The following is an 18,142-nucleotide window of genomic DNA, read 5'->3' as shown; positions in this document are numbered from 1 at the left end:
ATCCGGAGCGGCGGCATTTTTCCATTCAGCGCAGTGGAATGTCGATTGATTGCAAGTGTTTGCCATCCCGGTCGTGGTAGTTGACCCGGATGTGTTCGGCCTCGACCACCATGTGGGCAAAATTGTCCTGGCTGACGACCTGGCTGGTCAGCGTGTGCCGGTATTCTCCCGCGTCTGTGCGAGCCAGCGGCTGATCGAGAATGAACGTCGATGCCCTGGCATAGGGCAGCAGTTTGCTGTTGCTCAGCGGCGAGGACACGACGGTGTGTACTTCAAAGTCCTGGTCTTCGCTGTGGGTCAGGCGACTGGTCAGCGAACCATGCACATCGCCGGAAATGAACACGACGTTTTTGAGCCGATGCCGGCGGATGGTTTCCAGCAGGCGCAGTCGCTGTTCGGGGAAGCCCGCCCAGGCATCATCGCTGTTCATTTTGCGGTCGGGGTAGAACATGACGCTGGTGACCACGAATTTGACCCGCGCCGGGCTCTCGACCAACCACTTGCACAAGGCCTGTTCCTGTTCTTCATCGAGGATGCGGCGGTTCTCGCTCGACAAGTTGCGGCGAGTTCGACTGTCCGTCACAAACCATTCGATATCGCCGTCGCTGAATTGATACCAGTAGTGCTTCAGTGTCGTGCGATCAATTGTGCCGTTAGTTGTTGTCGCGCAGATCGGGCTATGACTTGCTTGATAAATATCGTAAGCCGCTATTGCATTGCGATACAGGGTTTTATCGGACTTGCTGGCATTCATTGGCCAGTTGTCTTCTATTTCGTGATCATCAAGGATCATGTAAGTCGAAGTGCCGGACATCAGTCGTCGGATATTGGGCAGGGAAAACGCCACACGATACTTTGCAATGAACTCGTCGTAGTCGCGATCCGGTGCGAACAGGTTCAGATCGTCCGCGTAGATCTGATCGCCACACATCATGATTGCACTGATCGCCGGTTGTGCCCCCTCGATCAACTGGCTGATGGACGCGAAGATCCGGTCGCCCAGATGCGGGAGCGACGGGATGCCGGCGGTCAGGCGCAGATAGCGGCAGGAACCGAGGATGTAGGCGCGAGGCTGCAAAGGCCGATGGCTGCGGGTGCGCAGGCGATACGTTTCCCGTGGCCATTGCAGCGGTAACTCCGCCACGCTGTGGATGGTGTGGGCGGGACTCATCGGGCTGAACCAGCCGGTCTGGTATTCGTAGTCGGTGTCGGCTTGCAAGTGATCGAGTACCAGCACTTCAGTCATGTCGCGGGTTGAATCCAGTTTGACAAACTGGCCCGGTTGCCATTGTTTCGAATTCAATATTCGATAGCGAATGCCGGCAAATGCGGCCGTGTTATGTTGCAGTCCACCGCGAATGAAGATCCGCGCCTGATTAGTTGTTGTGTGGCCAACGATCGGGCCGACAGTAGGTTTCAGCATGTTCGAATCCATTCGAATAAGTATTGGTAATGAATAAAGTTATCCAGCTTTATAGGCGTAACTTTAATGCGCAAAGGTTAGTTGTCTGTTGCTGAAAAATATCGATAGGAAGTGGACTCGAGTCGTGGCTTATATCAGCGCAAGTTGTGGGAAAAGTGCGGGCGGCAGTTATTTCAGGCAAAAAAAAGCCCCGCCAAACTGACGGGGTTGAGGTACGAGCGTGTGGCGCTCGAAAACGTGGAACCCGGTCGGCCCTCCGTTGCCGGAGGGCCAAGCGGTTTACAGCAGGATGGTGCGGATGTCCGCCAGCAGGCTGCTCAGACGCTGGGTGAAGCGTGCGGCAGCGGCGCCGTTGATCACACGGTGATCGTAGGACAGCGACAGTGGCAGCATCAGTTTCGGCTGGAAGGCTTTGCCGTCCCAGACTGGCTGGATGGTTGCCTTGGAAACACCGAGGATCGCCACTTCCGGCGCGTTGACGATCGGCGTGAAGCCGGTGCCGCCAATGTGGCCGAGGCTGGAAATGGTGAAGCAGGCGCCCTGCATGTCGTCAGCGGTGAGCTTCTTGTCGCGGGCCTTGGCGGCCAGCGCAGCGGCTTCGGCTGCCAGTTGCAGCAGGCTCTTCTGGTCGACGTTCTTGATGACCGGTACCAGCAGGCCATCCGGGGTGTCGACGGCGAAGCCGATGTTCACGTACTTCTTGCGGATGATCGCCTTGCCGCTAGGTGCCAGCGAACTGTTGAAGTCCGGCAGTTCCTTGAGCATGTGCGCGCAGGACTTGAGCAGCAGCGGCAGGATGGTCAGCTTGACGCCAGCCTTCTCTGCAACGGCTTTCTGAGCGATACGGAACGCTTCCAGCTCGGTGATATCAGCCGAATCGAACTGAGTCACGTGCGGGATGTTCAGCCAGCTGCGGTGCAGGCTCGACGCGCCGATCTGCATCAGACGAGTCATTGGCACTTCTTCGATTTCGCCGAAACGGCTGAAGTCGACGACCGGAATCGGCGGGATGCCCGCGCCACCGGTTGCGCCAGCAGCAGCGGCCGGTGCTTCCTTGGCCTTCTGCATCATGGCTTTGACGTAAGTCTGCACGTCTTCTTTCAGGATGCGACCGTGCGGACCGCTGGCGCCGACAGCGCTCAGCTCGACGCCGAACTCGCGAGCCAGTTGACGCACGGCAGGGCCGGCGTGAACTTTGGCGCCCGGCTTGGCTGGAGCAGCAACCGGAGCGGCAGAAGCAGGTGCAGCGGCAGCCGGAGCAGCAGCGGCTGGCGCCGGAGCGCTCGGAGCAGCAGCGGCAGCTGGAGCCGGGGCAGCAGCCGGAGCGGCGCCTTTGACTTTCAGCTTGAGGATCAGGTCGCCAGTGCCGACTTCGTCGTCCAGCTTGATGGAAATGCTTTCCACCACGCCAGCGGCAGGCGACGGGATTTCCATGCTCGCCTTGTCGGATTCCAGGGTGATCAGCGACTGGTCGGCTTCAACGCTGTCGCCAGCCTTGACCAACACTTCGATGATCTTGGCCTTGCCGGCCGAACCGATGTCCGGAACGTGGATGTCCTGAACGCTATCGGCAACCGGTGCAGCAGGCGCGGCGGCCGGAGCCGGCGCAGCGGCAGCGGCTGGAGCAGCAGCCTGGGCCGGAGCGGCCGCAGCAGGGGCCGCAGCACCCGCCACTTCCAGATCCAGGATCAGGTCGCCAGTGCCGACTTCGTCGTTCAACTTGACGCTGATGGCCTTGACCACGCCAGCGGCAGGCGACGGGATTTCCATGCTCGCCTTGTCGGATTCCAGGGTGATCAGCGACTGATCAGCCTCGACCTTGTCGCCGACCTTGACCTGGATCTCGATGATCTGGGCCTTGCCCGACGAACCGATGTCCGGCACGTGCACTTGCTGAACCGAAGCGGCAGCAGGCGCTGCGGCTGGCGCGGCAGCCGCAGGAGCGGCAGCCGATTTGGCTTCAGCCTTGGCAGCAGGAGCAGCGGCAGGCGCTGGGGCCGCAGCAGCGGCGCCCTCGACTTCCAGTTCCAACAGTTCGTCGCCTTCTTTCAGGCGATCGCCCAGCTTCACTTTCAGGCTCTTGATGACGCCGGCCTTCGGGGCCGGCACTTCCATGCTGGCCTTGTCCGATTCCAGAGTCAGGATGCTCTGGTCGGCTTCGATACGGTCGCCGACCTTCACAAACAGTTCGATTACTTCACCTTCACCGCTGCCGATGTCAGGTACGCGAATGAGTTCGCTCACAGAGTTTCTCCTCAGCAGTCCAGTGGGTTGCGTTTTTCCGGGTCGATACCGAACTTGGTGATGGCCTCGGCCACGACTTTAGGTTCGATATCACCACGGTCAGCCAGTGCTTCCAGGGCTGCCAACACCACGAAATGACGGTCGACTTCGAAGAAATGACGCAGTTTCTTGCGGCTGTCGCTGCGGCCGAAACCGTCGGTGCCCAGGACTTTGAATTCCTTGGACGGTACCCACTGACGGATCTGCTCGGCGAACAGTTTCATGTAGTCGGTAGAGGCGATGACCGGACCCTTACGGCCGCTCAGGCACTCTTCGACGTAGCTGCGCTTAGGCTTCTGGCCTGGTTTCAGACGGTTGCTGCGCTCTACGGCCAGGCCGTCGCGACGCAGTTCGTTGAAGCTGGTGACGCTCCACACGTCGGCACCGACGTTGAACTCTTCACGCAGGATCTTCGCCGCTTCACGGACTTCACGCAGGATGGTGCCGGAGCCCATCAGCTGTACGTGGTGCGCCGCTTCGCGGGTGTCTTCTTCCAGCAGGTACATGCCTTTCTTGATGCCTTCTTCGGCACCGGCCGGCATGGCTGGCTGCTGGTAGGACTCGTTCATCACGGTGATGTAATAGAAGATGTCCTGTTGCTCTTCGGTCATCTTCTTCATGCCGTCCTGAATGATCACCGCCAGCTCGTAGCCGTAGGTCGGATCGTAGGTGCGGCAGTTCGGGATGGTGGCAGCCAGCAGGTGGCTGTGACCGTCTTCGTGCTGCAGGCCTTCACCGTTCAGGGTGGTACGGCCGGCGGTGCCGCCGATCAGGAAGCCACGGGTGCGGCTGTCGCCGGCGGCCCAGGCCAGATCGCCGATACGCTGGAAGCCGAACATCGAGTAGAAGATGTAGAACGGCAGCATTGGCTGGTTGTGGCTGGAGTACGAAGTACCGGCCGCGATGAAGGAGCTCATGGCGCCCGCTTCGTTGATGCCTTCTTCAAGGATCTGACCTTTCTGGTCTTCCTTGTAGAACATCACCTGGTCTTTATCGACTGGCTCGTAGAGCTGGCCGACGGACGAGTAGATGCCCAGCTGACGGAACATGCCTTCCATACCGAAGGTACGGGCTTCGTCCGGGATGATCGGAACGATGCGCGGGCCGATTTCCTTGTCCTTGACCAGTTGCGCGAGGATCCGCACGAACGCCATGGTGGTGGAAATTTCACGGTCGCCGGAACCGTCGAGGATTGCCTTGAGGGTATCCAGATCCGGGGTCGGTACGCTGAAGCTTTGTGCACGACGCTGAGGGACGAAACCGCCCAGTGCAGTGCGACGCTCTGCCAGGTAACGGGCTTCGGCGCTGTTTGGCTCCGGCTTGAAGAACGGCAGGTTTTCCAGCTCTTCGTCTTTCACCGGGATGTCGAAGCGGTCGCGGAACAGCTTCAGGCTGTCGACGTCGACTTTCTTGGTGTTGTGCGCGGTGTTCTTCGCTTCGCCGGCACCGGTACCGTAACCCTTGATGGTCTTGGCCAGGATGACGGTCGGTTGTTCTTTGTGGTTGACCGCTTCGTGGTACGCCGCGTAGACCTTGTACGGGTCGTGGCCGCCACGGTTGAGTTTCCAGATCTCGTCGTCGGACAGGTCTGCAACCATCGCCTTGAGTTCAGGCGTGTTGAAGAAGTGTTCGCGAACGAACGCGCCGTCTTTGGCCTTGTAGTTCTGGTACTCGCCGTCGATGACTTCGTCCATGCGACGTTGCAGGATGCCGTCGACGTCCTTGGCCAGCAGTGGGTCCCAGAAACGGCCCCAGATGACTTTGGTCACGTTCCACTGAGCACCGCGGAACACGCCTTCGAGTTCCTGGATGATCTTGCCGTTGCCGCGAACCGGGCCGTCGAGGCGCTGCAGGTTGCAGTTGATGACGAAGATCAGATTGTCCAGCTTCTCGCGGCCGGCCAGGGAGATCGCGCCCAGGGATTCCGGCTCGTCGCACTCGCCGTCGCCCAGGAAGCACCAGACTTTCTGTTTGCCCGGCTGGATGAAGCCGCGGTGTTCCAGGTACTTCATGAAGCGAGCCTGGTAGATCGCCTGGATCGGGCCCAGACCCATCGATACAGTCGGGAACTGCCAGAAGTCAGGCATCAGCCAAGGGTGCGGATAGGACGACAGGCCCTGACCGTCGACTTCCTGGCGGAAGTTGTTCATCTGGTCTTCGGTGATGCGGCCTTCCATGAACGCACGGGCGTAGACGCCTGGCGAGGTGTGGCCCTGGAAGTAGATCAGGTCGCCGCCGTGTTCGTCGGTCGGGGCCTGGAAGAAGTAGTTGAAGCCGATGTCGTACAGGGTCGCGCTGGAGGCGAAGCTGGAGATGTGACCGCCCAGGTCAGAATCTTTCAGGTTCGTACGCATTACCATGGCCATCGCGTTCCAGCGTACCAGCGAGCGAATGCGGCGTTCCATGAACAGGTCGCCAGGCATGCGTGCTTCGTGGGTAACGGGAATCGTGTTGCGGTAAGGCGTGGTGATGGCGTAAGGCAGTTGCGAGCCGCTGCGGGTCGCGAGTTCGCCCATACGGGTCATCAGATAGTGAGCACGGTCTTCGCCTTCTTTGTCGAGAACCGATTCCAGGGCGTCCAGCCATTCCTGGGTTTCGACGGGATCGAGGTCTTGCATGGCTTGCTCCAGGGCGGAAAGGCTTCCAGAATCGGTTGCCTGAGTTTGCGACTGGCCTTGTGGGCAGACGATTTAAAATTCTTGGATTGCCGACAGGTTGTTCCGGCGGCGTGTAGTTTTACTACAAATCATCCGGCATTTCAGCCTTTCGAATGTATAGACGAGTAGTAAAACTACAGATGAAAGGCTTGTGGCCTCCGACTGCGTTGTGAGAATAATCGTTAAGGTTGCTCTTTAGCCATCCGAAAAAGGTGAAAGTTTGATGCTGGCTGCCAAAGAAAAAGAAATTTCAGCTATTTCTCACTTTTGTTCGACAGTCCTTCGCGTAGCGGTTTTTCAATCATCACTACAAGCGGCCATTTACACGCCGATCAAGGATAGACCATGACCCTGCCCGCGCTTGCCGAACTGCCTGCCATTCTCCTGCCGTTGGTCAGCCGATCCGAGCAGTCGTTCCGTACGGCCGTCGCCGCACTTGAGGACGATCAAGGCTTCTCCACCTGGACTCCGGAGCGCTGGGCGCAGTTCGCCCGCGTCACCGCCGCCAGCGATTTCGTGATTGAACAGAGCGTTCGTGACCCTTTGATGTTGCTGTCGCTGGTGCAGTCCGGTGAGCTCGATCGACCGTTCGCCCCCGGCGAGTTGTGCGGGCAGATTGCGGCGGCGGTCAGCACCGCGCAGACCGAGGATGAACTGGGTCGCGTCCTGCGTCGTCAGCGCGCCCGGCATCAGGTGCGGATCATCTGGCGCGACCTGACTCGCCAGGCCGATCTGGTGCAAACCTGCCGCGACCTCTCGGACATGGCCGACGCCAGCATCGACCAGGCTTATCAATGGCTGTACAGCCGCCATTGCGAACAGTTCGGTACGCCGACCGGCCGGCGCAGCGGCGAACCGCAGCAAATGGTCATCCTCGGCATGGGCAAGCTCGGCGCGGTCGAGCTGAACCTTTCCTCGGACATCGACCTGATCTTCGCCTACCCCGAGGGTGGCGAAACCGTCGGCGTGAAGCGCGCGCTGGATAACCAGGAATTTTTCATTCGTCTCGGCCAGCGCCTGATCAAGGCCCTCGATCCGATGACCGTCGACGGCTTTGTGTTCCGCGTCGACATGCGCCTGCGCCCGTACGGCTCGTCCGGCGCGCTGGTGCTGAGCTTCAATGCGCTGGAGCAGTATTACCAGGATCAGGGCCGTGACTGGGAGCGCTACGCGATGATCAAGTCGCGGGTGGTGGCCGGTGATCAGGTGGCCGGTGCGCAGTTGCAGGAAATGCTGCGGCCGTTCGTTTACCGGCGCTATCTGGACTTCTCGGCGATCGAAGCGCTGCGCACCATGAAGCAACTGATCCAGCAGGAAGTCCGGCGCAAGGGCATGGCCGATAACATCAAGCTTGGCTCCGGTGGCATTCGCGAAGTCGAGTTCATCGCCCAGGCCTTTCAGTTGATTCATGGCGGTCGCGATCTGAGCCTGCAACAGCGGCCTCTATTAAAGGTGTTGAGCACGCTGGAAGGGCAGGGTTATCTGCCGCCGGCAGTGATCAGCGAATTGCGTGAAGGTTATGAATTCCTGCGCTACACCGAACACGCGATCCAGGCGATTGCCGATCGGCAGACCCAGATGCTGCCGGACAGCCAGCAGGATCAGGCCCGCATCGCCTTCATGCTCGGTTTCGCCGACTGGGACGCCTTCCATGAAAAGCTGATGTTCTGGCGTGGCCGGGTGGCTTGGCATTTTGCTCAGGTCATCGCCGATCCCGATGAGGAAGAAGGCGCCGACTGCGAAGTGGTGGTCGGCGGTGAATGGCTGCCGCTGTGGGAAGAGGCTCAGGACGAAGAAGCCGCTTGCCGCCAACTGGAAGAGGGCGGTTTCGCCGACGCCACCAAAGCCTTGAAAGCGCTGGCCGGTCTGCGCAGCAGTCCGCAGCTGCGGGCGATGCAGCGTCTGGGACGCGAACGCCTCGACGCCTTTATTCCACGTCTGCTCGCTCAGGCAGTGGAGCATGACAATCCGGATCTGGTGCTCGAACGGGTTCTGCCGCTGGTCGAAGCGGTGGCCCGGCGTTCGGCTTATTTAGTGTTGCTGACGGAAAACCCCGGCGCGCTGCGTCGCTTGCTGACTCTGTGCGCCGCGAGTCCGTGGATCGCCGAGCAGATCACCCGTTTCCCGCTGCTGCTGGATGAGTTGCTCAACGAAGGTCGCCTGTTCAAGCCGCCCTTGGCGCCGGAACTGGCCGCCGAATTGCGCGAGCGCCTGACCCGGATCCCCGAGGACGACCTCGAACAGCAGATGGAAGCCCTGCGCCATTTCAAACTGGCGCATCGCTTGCGCGTCGCCGCGTCGGAAATCGCCGGCAGCCTGCCGTTGATGAAAGTCAGCGATTACCTGACCTGGCTGGCGGAAGCGATTCTGGAACAAGTGCTGGCCCTGGCCTGGCGCCAGACCGTGGCCAAGTACGGCACGCCGCTGCGCACCGACGGCACGTTGTGCGATCCCGGCTTCATCATTGTCGGTTATGGGAAAGTCGGCGGGATCGAGTTGGGGCATGGTTCGGACCTGGATCTGGTGTTCATCCACGACGGCGATCCACAGGCAGAAACCGACGGAGCGAAGCCTATTGATGGCGCGCAGTTCTTTACCCGGCTCGGCCAGCGGATCATTCACTTGCTGACGGCGCAGACCAACTCCGGCCAGCTGTATGAAGTGGACATGCGCCTGCGGCCGTCCGGTGCGTCGGGGCTGTTGGTCAGTTCGCTGGGGGCATTTGCCCGCTATCAAGAAAATGAAGCCTGGACGTGGGAGCATCAGGCTCTGGTGCGGGCGCGGGTGCTGGTGGGCAGTCAGGATGTCGGCCAGGCGTTCGAGAAAGTGCGGGCTCAGGTGCTGGGCAAGGCGCGGGATCTGGCGAAACTGCAACAGGAAGTGAGCGAGATGCGCGCCAAGATGCGCGATAACCTCGGCAGCAAGAGCACCGCCGCCGGTACCGGGGCGAATGCCTTCGACGCCACGGCGCCGTTCGACCTCAAGCAGGACGCCGGAGGTATCGTCGATATTGAATTTATGGTGCAATACGCGGCCCTGGCGTGGTCGCAGACCCACCCGCCGCTGCTGCGCTGGACGGACAATATCCGCATTCTGGAAGAGCTGGAACACGAGGGGCTGATGCCCGTCGAAGACGCCAGCCTGTTGCGCGAGGCCTATAAGGCCTATCGCTCCGCCGCCCACCGGCAGGCGTTGCAGAAGGATGCCGGGGTGATACCGGGCGATCAGTTCGCGGACGAACGGCGGCAGGTGATGCGGATCTGGCGCGAGCTGGGGCTAAGCTGATTCTCGAGACGGGGAGGCGTAAAGCCTCCCCGGTTCGTTTTTGGAAACCACATGAATATTCTGATCGTTGGGCCCAGTTGGGTCGGTGACATGGTGATGGCGCAGACACTGTTTCAGTGTCTCAAGCAACGCCACCCGCAGTGCGAAATCGACGTGCTGGCCCCCGAGTGGAGCCGGCCGATCCTTGAGCGCATGCCCGAAGTGCGCAAGGCCTTGAGCTTTCCGCTCGGCCACGGCGCGCTGGAGCTGGCGACCCGCCGGCGGATCGGCAAATCCCTGGCCGGCCAGTACGACCAGGCGATCCTGCTGCCGAACTCGCTGAAGTCGGCGCTGGTGCCGTTCTTCGCCGGCATCCCGAAACGCACCGGCTGGCGCGGCGAATTCCGCTACGGCCTGCTCAATGACGTGCGCACACTGGATAAAGAACGTTATCCGCTGATGATCGAGCGCTTCATGGCGTTGGCCTACGAGCCGAACGCCGAGCTGCCGAAACCGTATCCGCGCCCGAGCCTGCAAATCGACCCGGTGACCCGCGAGGCGGTGCTGGCCAAGTTCGGCCTGACCCTAGATCGCCCGGTGCTGGTGCTGTGCCCCGGTGCCGAGTTCGGTGAAGCCAAACGCTGGCCGTCCGAGCATTACGCCAAGGTCGCCGAAGCGCGTATCCGCGAAGGCTGGCAAGTCTGGCTGTTCGGCTCGAAGAACGATCACGCGGTGGGAGAAGACATCCGCGCGCGGCTGATCCCGGGCCTGCGTGAAGAGTCCGTGAACCTCAGTGGCGGTACTTCGCTGGCCGAGGCCATCGACCTGATGTCCTGCGCTGACTCTGTGGTTTCCAACGATTCCGGTCTGATGCACGTTGCTGCAGCGCTGAACCGTCCGTTGGTGGCGGTCTACGGTTCGACTTCGCCGGGTTTCACCCCGCCGTTGGCCGAGCATGTGGAAATCGTCCGTCTGGGCCTCGATTGCAGCCCTTGCTTTGATCGCACTTGCCGTTTCGGCCATTACAACTGCCTGCGCCAGCTGATGCCGGACGCGGTCAACGATGCCTTGCAGCGTTTGCAGGGCTCTGTGGTCGAGGTCCATTAAGTTGCGGGTATTGCTGATCAAGACTTCATCGCTGGGCGACGTGATTCACGCGTTGCCGGCGCTGACCGACGCTGCCCGGGCGATTCCCGGGATCAAATTCGACTGGGTGGTGGAAGAAGGCTTTGCCGAAATCCCGACCTGGCACCCGGCCGTGGGCAAGGTCATTCCCGTGGCGATCCGCCGCTGGCGCAAGAACCTCTGGAAAACCATCACCAGCGGCGAGTGGAAGCGCTTCAAGCAATCCGTTCGGGCGAACAAATATGACTTGGTGATAGACGCTCAAGGCTTGCTGAAAAGCGCCTGGCTGACTCGTTACGTCAAAGCCCCGGTGGCCGGTCTCGACAAGGGCTCTGCCCGCGAGCCGATTGCCGCGCGTTTTTATGACCGCAAACTGGCGGTGGCCCGTGGGCAGCACGCCGTTGAGCGCGTGCGCCAATTGTTCGCTATCGCCTTGGGTTACGACTTGCCCAAAGGCCTTGGCGATTACGGCCTCAACGTCGAGCGTCTGGTGGAACTGCCACGCAAGAATGCTTACGTGGTGTTTTTGCACGGCACCACCTGGGACACCAAACACTGGCCGGAAAGCTACTGGCGTGAGCTGACCGAGCGGGTCGGCTACCTCGGCGTCGGGATCAAGCTGCCGTGGGGCAACCCGCTGGAGAAGGCCCGGGCCGAGCGCATCGCTGCCGGCTTCAAGCATGCCGAAGTGCTGCCGAAGCTCAACCTGGCCGGGGTCGGCAAGGTGCTGGCCGGCGCCCAGGCCTGTGTCGCGGTGGACACCGGTCTCGGCCATCTCGCTGCGGCATTGGACGTGCCGACGATTTCGCTGTTCGGCCCGACCAATCCGGGCCTGACCGGTGCCTACGGCAAGCTGCAGATTCACCTCGGCAGCGATTTCCCGTGCGCGCCGTGCCTGCAAAAGAAATGTACGTATCAACCGACCGCGCAGGATGCCCGTCAGTTTGACCTGAAACGCGAGTTGCCTTTGTGCTTCACGCGTCTGAATCCCGAGCGTGTCGCCAGCCGACTGAGCACGTTGTTGATGGCTGAGGAGCTGCGTTGATGCAATTGGCATTTGTCCTTTACAAGTATTTCCCGTTCGGTGGTTTGCAGCGCGATTTCATGCGCATCGCCCTCGAATGTCAGAAGCGTGGCCACAAGATCCGCGTCTACACCCTGATCTGGGAAGGCGACGTGCCGCCCGGTTTCGAAGTGCTGGTGGCGCCGGTCAAGGCGTTCTTCAACCATCGCCGCAACGAGAAACTCAGCGCGTGGATGGAAGCGGACCTGGCCAGGCGCCCGGTGGATCGCCTGATCGGCTTCAACAAGATGCCGGGGCTGGACGTCTACTACGCCGCCGACGGCTGCTTCGAGGACAAGGCGCAGAACCTGCGCAATTCGCTGTATCGCCGCTGGGGCCGCTATCGCCACTTCGCCGAGTACGAGCGCGCGGTGTTCGCCAAAGACGCGAAGACTGAAGTGTTGATGATCTCCGAAGTGCAGCAGCCGCTGTTCATCAAGCATTACGACACGCCGCTCGAGCGCTTCCACCTGCTGCCTCCGGGCATCGCCCAGGATCGTCGGCGTCCGGCGGATGCCGACGAAATTCGCGCCGGTTTCCGCGCCGAATTCAACCTCAAGGACGACGAACTGTTGCTGGTGCAGATCGGCTCCGGGTTCAAGACCAAGGGCGTCGATCGCAGCCTGAAGGCGCTGGCCGCATTGCCCGCCGAACTGAAGAAACGCACCCGGCTGTTTGTAATCGGCCAGGATGACCCCAAATTGTTCCAGATGCAGAGTGCAACATTGGGTCTGGGCGACAACGTGACGTTCCTCAAGGGGCGCAGCGATATCCCGCGTTTCCTGCTCGGCGCCGATCTGTTGATCCACCCGGCGTACAACGAGAACACCGGTACGGTATTGCTTGAAGCGCTGGTCGCCGGGTTGCCGGTGCTGGTCAGCGCGGTCTGCGGCTACGCCCATTACATTGCCGAGGCCGATGCCGGGCGCGTGCTGGACGAGCCGTTCGATCAGGCGCAACTGACGCAATACCTGACTGACATGTTGAACGACGACGCTGCACGGGCGGCCTGGAGCCGCAACGGTTTGGCTTTCGCCGAGACGGCCGACCTCTACAGCATGCCGCAGCACGCGGCCGATGTGATTCTGGCGGAGCACGCATAAATGAAGTTGATGCTGGCTGAACCGTTCAAGAGCCTCTGGGCCGGCCGCGATGCGTTCGCGGAAGTCGAGGGCTTGCAGGGCGAGGTGTACCGCGAGCTGGAAGCCCGCAGGACTTTGCGCACGGAAGTCGACGGCAACGGATTTTTCGTCAAGATCCACCGTGGCATTGGCTGGGGCGAGATTTTCAAGAACCTGCTGACTGCCAAGCTGCCGGTGCTTGGCGCGGGCCAGGAATGGAAGGCTATCCAGCGTCTGCAGGAAGTCGGTGTGCCGACCATGACCGCCGTCGCGTACGGCGAGAAGGGCAGCAACCCGGCGGATCAGCATTCGTTCATCGTCACCGAGGAGCTGGCGCCGACCATCAGCCTCGAAGACTTCAGCATCGACTGGGTCAAGCAGCCGCCGCAGCCAAAGCTCAAGCGCGCGCTGATCGCCGAAGTTGCACGCATGACGGGCATGATGCACCGCGCGGGGGTCAACCATCGCGACTGCTACATCTGCCACTTCCTGCTGCACACCGACAAACCGGTCACCCCGGAAGATTTCAAACTCTCGGTGATCGACCTGCACCGCGCCCAGACCCGCCCGGCGATCACTCAGCGCTGGCGCAACAAGGATCTGGCGGCGCTGTATTTCTCCGCGCTGGACATCGGCCTGACCCGTCGCGACAAGCTGCGCTTTCTCAAGGGTTACTTCCAGCAACCGCTGCGCCAGATCCTGGCTGAAGAAGCGCCGTTGCTGAACTGGCTCGAAGGCAAGGCCAACAAACTCTACGAGCGCAAGTTGCGCTACGGGGATGCGCTCTGATGGCGGGTTGGAATCTTGAACCCGAGTACAGCGACCTCGCAGCGGATTTTGGCAGCCTTGAAGCGGTATTCGCGCTTGAAGGCGAGCGTCTGACCCGCGACCCGCTGTCCGAAGTCATCCGCGTGCAGCGCAACGGTGTCAATTACTACGTCAAACGCTACGTCGGCGCCGGCAAGGGCTTGCGCCGTTACCTCGGCAAGCCGCGGGTGAAGATGGAGTGGCAGAACCTCAAGCGTTTCGCCAAGTGGGGCATTCCCACCGCCGAAGTGGTGGCCTGGGGCCTGGAGCGCAATGGCATGGCCTACGATCGCGGGGCGATGATCACCCGCGAACTGCCGCGTACCGAGGACCTCTCGGCGCTGGCCGAGCGCAACGATCCCAAGCTGAAGAGTCATAGCTGGGTTGACGGCATCAGTCGGCAGTTGGCCGTTTACACCCGGACAATGCACGACCATCGCTTCACCCATAACGATCTGAAGTGGCGCAACCTGCTGATCGACGATCAGGCGCGGCTGTTTCTGATCGACTGCCCGAACGGCGATTTCTGGCGCGGTTTCTGGCTCAAATACCGGATTACCAAGGACCTGGCCTGTCTCGACAAGGTTGCCAAATACCACCTGTCGAACACCCAGCGCCTGCGCTTCTACCTGCAATACCGCCAGCGTGACCGGCTCAATGCCGCCGACAAGAAACGGATTCGCCACGTGGTGAGATTTTTCGAGGGACGCGAATGACTGATTTTCTCGCCGCTGAAGACCGTGCGCTGCTGGAGCGCCACGGCCTCGGCACGTTCGACGCGTTGTGGGACAAGCAACTCGATGCGGTGGATGAACCGAACACCGACGGCGGCGGCTGGAGCAGTGTGTTCCGGCTCGAACTCGAAGGCCACGGTTATTACCTCAAGCGTCAGAGCAACTACCTGACCCGCACCCTGCACGCGCCGTTTGGCGAGCCGACGTTCGCCCGGGAGTTTCGCAACATCAGTCGTTACAACCAGCTCGGCATTCCGGCGCTGCAAGCGGCGTTTTTCGGCCAGCGTAAAATCAACGGCGAAGTGCGCGCGATCCTGCTGACCCGAGCCCTCGACGGTTGGGATGATCTGGATTCGTTGCTGCAGCGCTGGTCTAGCCTGGAAGTCACGCAGCATTTGGCGATTCTCAAGGCCTGCGGCCAGCTGGCGCGGCGCCTGCACGGTGTACGTCAGGTGCACGGCTGCTTCTATCCCAAGCACATTTTCCTGCGTGCCGAGGGTACCGGGTATCAGGCGCAACTGATCGACCTGGAAAAGACCCGGCCCCTGCTGTTCGGCCAGCGTGATCGGGTCAAGGATCTGGAGCCGCTGCTGCGTCGCGCTCCGGAGTGGAGTGATGCCCAGTTGCGCGAGTTGCTGGCGGCGTATCTCGATCAGTCGGTCGACAGTTCACTGGTCGATAGCTGGGTCACGCGGCTGACCGCGCGGCGCAGTCGCAAGGAGACGCGCTGATGCAGTTGTCCGACCTGAAAAACGCCGGGCGTACACCGAGCCTGCCGCTGACGGTTTCGTTGGCCGATGCGGCGGGTACCGCCGATTTGCAGTTGCTCAGCCTGTTGCGGGTGTTGCCGGGGCAGCGCTATGTCGGTGCCGGCGTGTGGCGCGGGCGTCCGGTGTTGGCCAAATTGCTGGTTGGCAGCAAGGCTGCACGGCATTTTCAGCGTGAACTGGAAGGGGTGAAACTGCTCGCCGCCCAAGGCATGACTACGCCGTTGCTGCTGGCCGATGGCCTGAAGGACGGCGAGGGTGGCTGGTTGTTGTTCGAGTTTCTCGAAGGTTCCGAAAGTCTCGGTGATGCCTGGAACAAGGTCGAGTCCTTGCCGGTGCTGGCCGACGAACAGTCGGCGGTGCTGGCCGAGGCCCTCGGCGCCATTGGCCAGTTGCACGGTAAAGGCCTGTGGCAGGAAGACCTGCACCTGGACAACCTGCTGCGCCACGGCGGTCAGTTGTACCTGATCGATGGCGCCGGCATTTGTGCGGAAAACGCTGGCCAGCCATTGTCCCGGCAGAAAGTGCTGGAAAACCTCGGGGTGTTTTTCGCCCAGTTGCCCAAGTCGCTCGAGCCGTTCACCGAAGAGTTGCTGGTGTATTACCTGCTGAGCAACAGCGAGCACGCGCTGCCGCTGGAAGCCTTGCAGAAACAGATCGACAAGGTGCGCGCCTGGCGGTTGAAGGATTTCCTGATCAAGGTCGGTCGTGAATGCACGTTGTTCAGCGTGCGACGCGGAGCCTTTGGCCTGCGTTCGATCCGTCGCGAGGAAGAACCCGCGATGCTGCCGGTGCTGGAGCAGGCCGATGCCTTGCTCGATCAGGGGCACCTGTACAAGACCGGCGGCGCGGCCAGCGTCGGCAAGGTCGAAGTCGCCGGGCGTCCGCTGGTGATCAAGCGTTACAACATCAAGAATTTTGCCCATTGGCTCAAGCGCTTCTGGCGCCCGAGCCGCGCCTGGCACTCCTGGCGCGAAGGCAATCGCCTGGCGTTTCTCGGCATTGCTACGCCGAAGCCGCTGGCGGTGCTGGAAACGCGCTTCTTTTGGTTGCGCAGCAAGGCGTACCTGATCACCGAGTACCTGGCCGGGCCGGACATCATCGAGCGTTTTGCACCGTACGTTGAAAGCGGCGAAGCGCCGGAAGCCGAGTTGCAGGCGCTGGATCAGTTGTTTGCGCGGTTGATTGCAGAGCGCATCAGTCACGGCGATTTCAAGGGCCACAACCTGTTCTGGCACGAGGATCGCTGGGCGCTGATCGATCTGGATTCGATGTGCCAGCACGGCTCGGCGGGCAGCTTTGCTCCGGCTTATGCCAAGGATCGTGCGCGGTTCATGCGCAACTGGCCTGAGAGCTGTGCGCTGTATCAGGTGATTGATCAGCGTTTGCCCAAGGATGCATCGGGCGCTGCGTGATTATTTTCGCCAGCGCGTAAGAGGTTTCTGCAGTTGAATTCGGGTAAGGCATGTGGCGACAAATCCTTGTGACTTGTCCTACGGCCTTCCCGGAACCCATGAACTGCCCCCCGTAAAGCCCCGATGCTAGTTTGCCCCGACGTTCCCGGAGGGCAAACCTTGACCATCAAAACGGCGATCACCATCGGTGCATTTTCCCTGGCGCTATCCGGCTGCGGCACCGCCGTCACGGTGTTGCAGGATGACGAGGACGCCACGCGCGGCCTGCGCAAACAGAAAACTTACTGCCAGTCCATTCCGCGCATCTACAGCGGCCTGGCCCACGACTTCTGCCAGCTGCACGCGCCGCCAGATCCCTCCGGCATTCTGGTGCCGGTCGTCCTGCTCGACCTGACCCTGTCCGGCGTCTTCGACACGGCTTGCCTGCCTTATACGATCTATCGTCAGGCGGTGGACGGGAATATCAGTGTTTATTGGCGGCCAGGTCGGGGGTAATTACCTTGCCCCCAACCAGTGAATACAGCGATGCCATCGTTTATGTCGATGAGAGCGGTGATCATGGAATGCAAACACTGGATCCCAACTATCCAGTTTTCGTGTTCGCGTTTTGTGCGTTTCATAAAAGGCATTATTGCGAGAAGGTCATTCCGGCCCTGCAGAAATTCAAGTTCACCCATATGGGACACGATCTGATCGGTCTGCATGAGCTCGAAATTCGTAAAGAAAAAGGAGCGTTTTCTGGCCTCTTCATGTCGAGAGAGCACAAGAATGCTTTTCTTGAGGAGCTGACTTGCATCATTGAAGCCAGCAACTTCGTTCTGATCAGTTGCGTCGTAGACAAGGCTTCCCTTCGCGAGAAACAAGGCACGGGACACAATCCTTATCACCTCGCGCTCGGCTTTTGTCTGGAAACGCTCTATGAGTTTTTGCAGGAGAAGAATCAACAAGGGGCACTGACGCACGTGATTTTCGAGCGCCGAGGAAAGCGAGAGGATAACGAGCTTGAATTGGAGTTTCGCAGGATGTGTGGTGGGGCGAATCGATGGGGTATTCAACTGCCGTTTGACATCGTTTTTGCAACCAAGCAGGTGAACTCCACCGGCCTGCAGCTAGCCGATCTTGTTGCGAGACCCATTGGCATGAGCGTGTTGAGGGCGGGTCAGGGAAACCGTGCTTTTGACGTGCTCAAGCGCAAGTTCTATTGCAGCGGGGGGCGGAGCAAAGTTGGAGAGGGTTTCGAGAATTGGGGTTTGAAAATTTTCTCATCCCCAGAAAGCGAAAAGCCCCGATGATCTCACCGAGGCATTAGCGCCGACCGGGATCTCCCAGTCCATTTGGGTTGGAGTCTATGTCGATGCTACTCGAGTGTCAACGCACCGGCCGGCCAGTTCCGCTAGAGGTTTGTCGGCGCTTTTAAGCTATAATCCCGCCCTTTAGCTGTCTCTCGCCCGGTGCGAGGGCACATCATTTTTCAAGGCGCATC

14 protein-coding genes are annotated in these 18,142 nt (G+C 60.7%); 11 read left to right on the top strand and 3 right to left on the bottom strand.

Annotation, left to right across the window (positions count from 1 at the left end; genetic code table 11):
* Positions 1-25: 25 nt before the first annotated feature.
* From AC1RMX_RS07860 to aceE, 3 genes are all read right to left on the bottom strand, one after another.
* Positions 26-1,423 carry an alkaline phosphatase D family protein gene (locus AC1RMX_RS07860; protein ID WP_493071366.1) on the bottom strand — a complete coding sequence of 466 codons (1,398 nt, stop codon included), beginning with the start codon at positions 1,421-1,423 and terminating at the stop codon, positions 26-28.
* A gap of 279 nt (positions 1,424-1,702) precedes the next feature.
* Positions 1,703-3,667, bottom strand: a complete 1,965-nt coding sequence (aceF, locus tag AC1RMX_RS07855) for a dihydrolipoyllysine-residue acetyltransferase (RefSeq protein WP_493071363.1) — start codon at positions 3,665-3,667, stop codon at positions 1,703-1,705.
* A gap of 11 nt (positions 3,668-3,678) precedes the next feature.
* Complete coding sequence (aceE, locus tag AC1RMX_RS07850) at positions 3,679-6,324, bottom strand: pyruvate dehydrogenase (acetyl-transferring), homodimeric type (protein ID WP_096819872.1); 2,646 nt, start codon at positions 6,322-6,324, stop codon at positions 3,679-3,681.
* A 262-nt stretch (positions 6,325-6,586) separates the two neighbouring features.
* On the opposite strand from aceE, the gene AC1RMX_RS07845 reads away from it, so the two are divergent.
* The 11 genes from AC1RMX_RS07845 to AC1RMX_RS07795 all read left to right on the top strand — a co-directional run bounded on the left by AC1RMX_RS07845 (position 6,587) and on the right by AC1RMX_RS07795 (position 17,951).
* Positions 6,587-6,712: a hypothetical protein gene (locus AC1RMX_RS07845; protein ID WP_255261909.1), complete on the top strand. Its 126-nt coding sequence runs from the start codon at positions 6,587-6,589 to the stop codon at positions 6,710-6,712.
* Positions 6,709-9,648 (top strand): bifunctional [glutamate--ammonia ligase]-adenylyl-L-tyrosine phosphorylase/[glutamate--ammonia-ligase] adenylyltransferase, encoded by a 2,940-nt coding sequence (gene glnE, locus AC1RMX_RS07840; RefSeq protein WP_493071361.1) that lies wholly within the window; start codon positions 6,709-6,711, stop codon positions 9,646-9,648. Before AC1RMX_RS07845 ends, glnE begins: the two co-directional genes overlap by 4 nt.
* 51 nt (positions 9,649-9,699) lie before the next feature.
* Entirely contained in the window at positions 9,700-10,734 is a 1,035-nt protein-coding gene (waaF, locus tag AC1RMX_RS07835; RefSeq protein ID WP_493071359.1) for a lipopolysaccharide heptosyltransferase II, read from the top strand.
* Between the two features lies 1 nt (position 10,735).
* A complete protein-coding gene (gene waaC, locus AC1RMX_RS07830; RefSeq protein WP_085711109.1) occupies positions 10,736-11,797 on the top strand; it encodes a lipopolysaccharide heptosyltransferase I in 1,062 nt (353 codons plus the stop codon).
* On the top strand, positions 11,797-12,918 hold the full coding sequence (locus AC1RMX_RS07825) for a glycosyltransferase family 4 protein (protein ID WP_096819870.1): 1,122 nt from the start codon (positions 11,797-11,799) through the stop codon (positions 12,916-12,918). The genes waaC and AC1RMX_RS07825 overlap by 1 nt, the downstream gene beginning before the upstream one ends.
* On the top strand, positions 12,919-13,725 hold the full coding sequence (gene rfaP / locus AC1RMX_RS07820) for a lipopolysaccharide core heptose(I) kinase RfaP (protein WP_493071357.1): 807 nt from the start codon (positions 12,919-12,921) through the stop codon (positions 13,723-13,725).
* Entirely contained in the window at positions 13,725-14,459 is a 735-nt protein-coding gene (locus tag AC1RMX_RS07815) for a lipopolysaccharide kinase InaA family protein (protein WP_273536175.1), read from the top strand. Before rfaP ends, AC1RMX_RS07815 begins: the two co-directional genes overlap by 1 nt.
* Positions 14,456-15,208: a lipopolysaccharide kinase InaA family protein gene (locus tag AC1RMX_RS07810; protein WP_493071354.1), complete on the top strand. Its 753-nt coding sequence runs from the start codon at positions 14,456-14,458 to the stop codon at positions 15,206-15,208. Before AC1RMX_RS07815 ends, AC1RMX_RS07810 begins: the two co-directional genes overlap by 4 nt.
* A complete protein-coding gene (locus tag AC1RMX_RS07805; RefSeq protein WP_493071352.1) occupies positions 15,208-16,659 on the top strand; it encodes a lipopolysaccharide kinase InaA family protein in 1,452 nt (483 codons plus the stop codon). The genes AC1RMX_RS07810 and AC1RMX_RS07805 overlap by 1 nt, the downstream gene beginning before the upstream one ends.
* A 159-nt stretch (positions 16,660-16,818) precedes the next feature.
* Positions 16,819-17,154 (top strand): YceK/YidQ family lipoprotein, encoded by a 336-nt coding sequence (locus AC1RMX_RS07800; RefSeq protein WP_493071350.1) that lies wholly within the window; start codon positions 16,819-16,821, stop codon positions 17,152-17,154.
* A 5-nt stretch (positions 17,155-17,159) separates the two neighbouring features.
* Positions 17,160-17,951: a DUF3800 domain-containing protein gene (locus AC1RMX_RS07795; RefSeq protein WP_493071348.1), complete on the top strand. Its 792-nt coding sequence runs from the start codon at positions 17,160-17,162 to the stop codon at positions 17,949-17,951.
* Positions 17,952-18,142: the final 191 nt, after the last annotated feature.

Source organism: Pseudomonas sp. GW822-FHT03F04 (genome assembly GCF_058801405.1).
The sequence above is the reverse complement of the archived record's forward strand: the minus strand, read 5'-3'. Positions and strand labels throughout refer to the sequence as shown.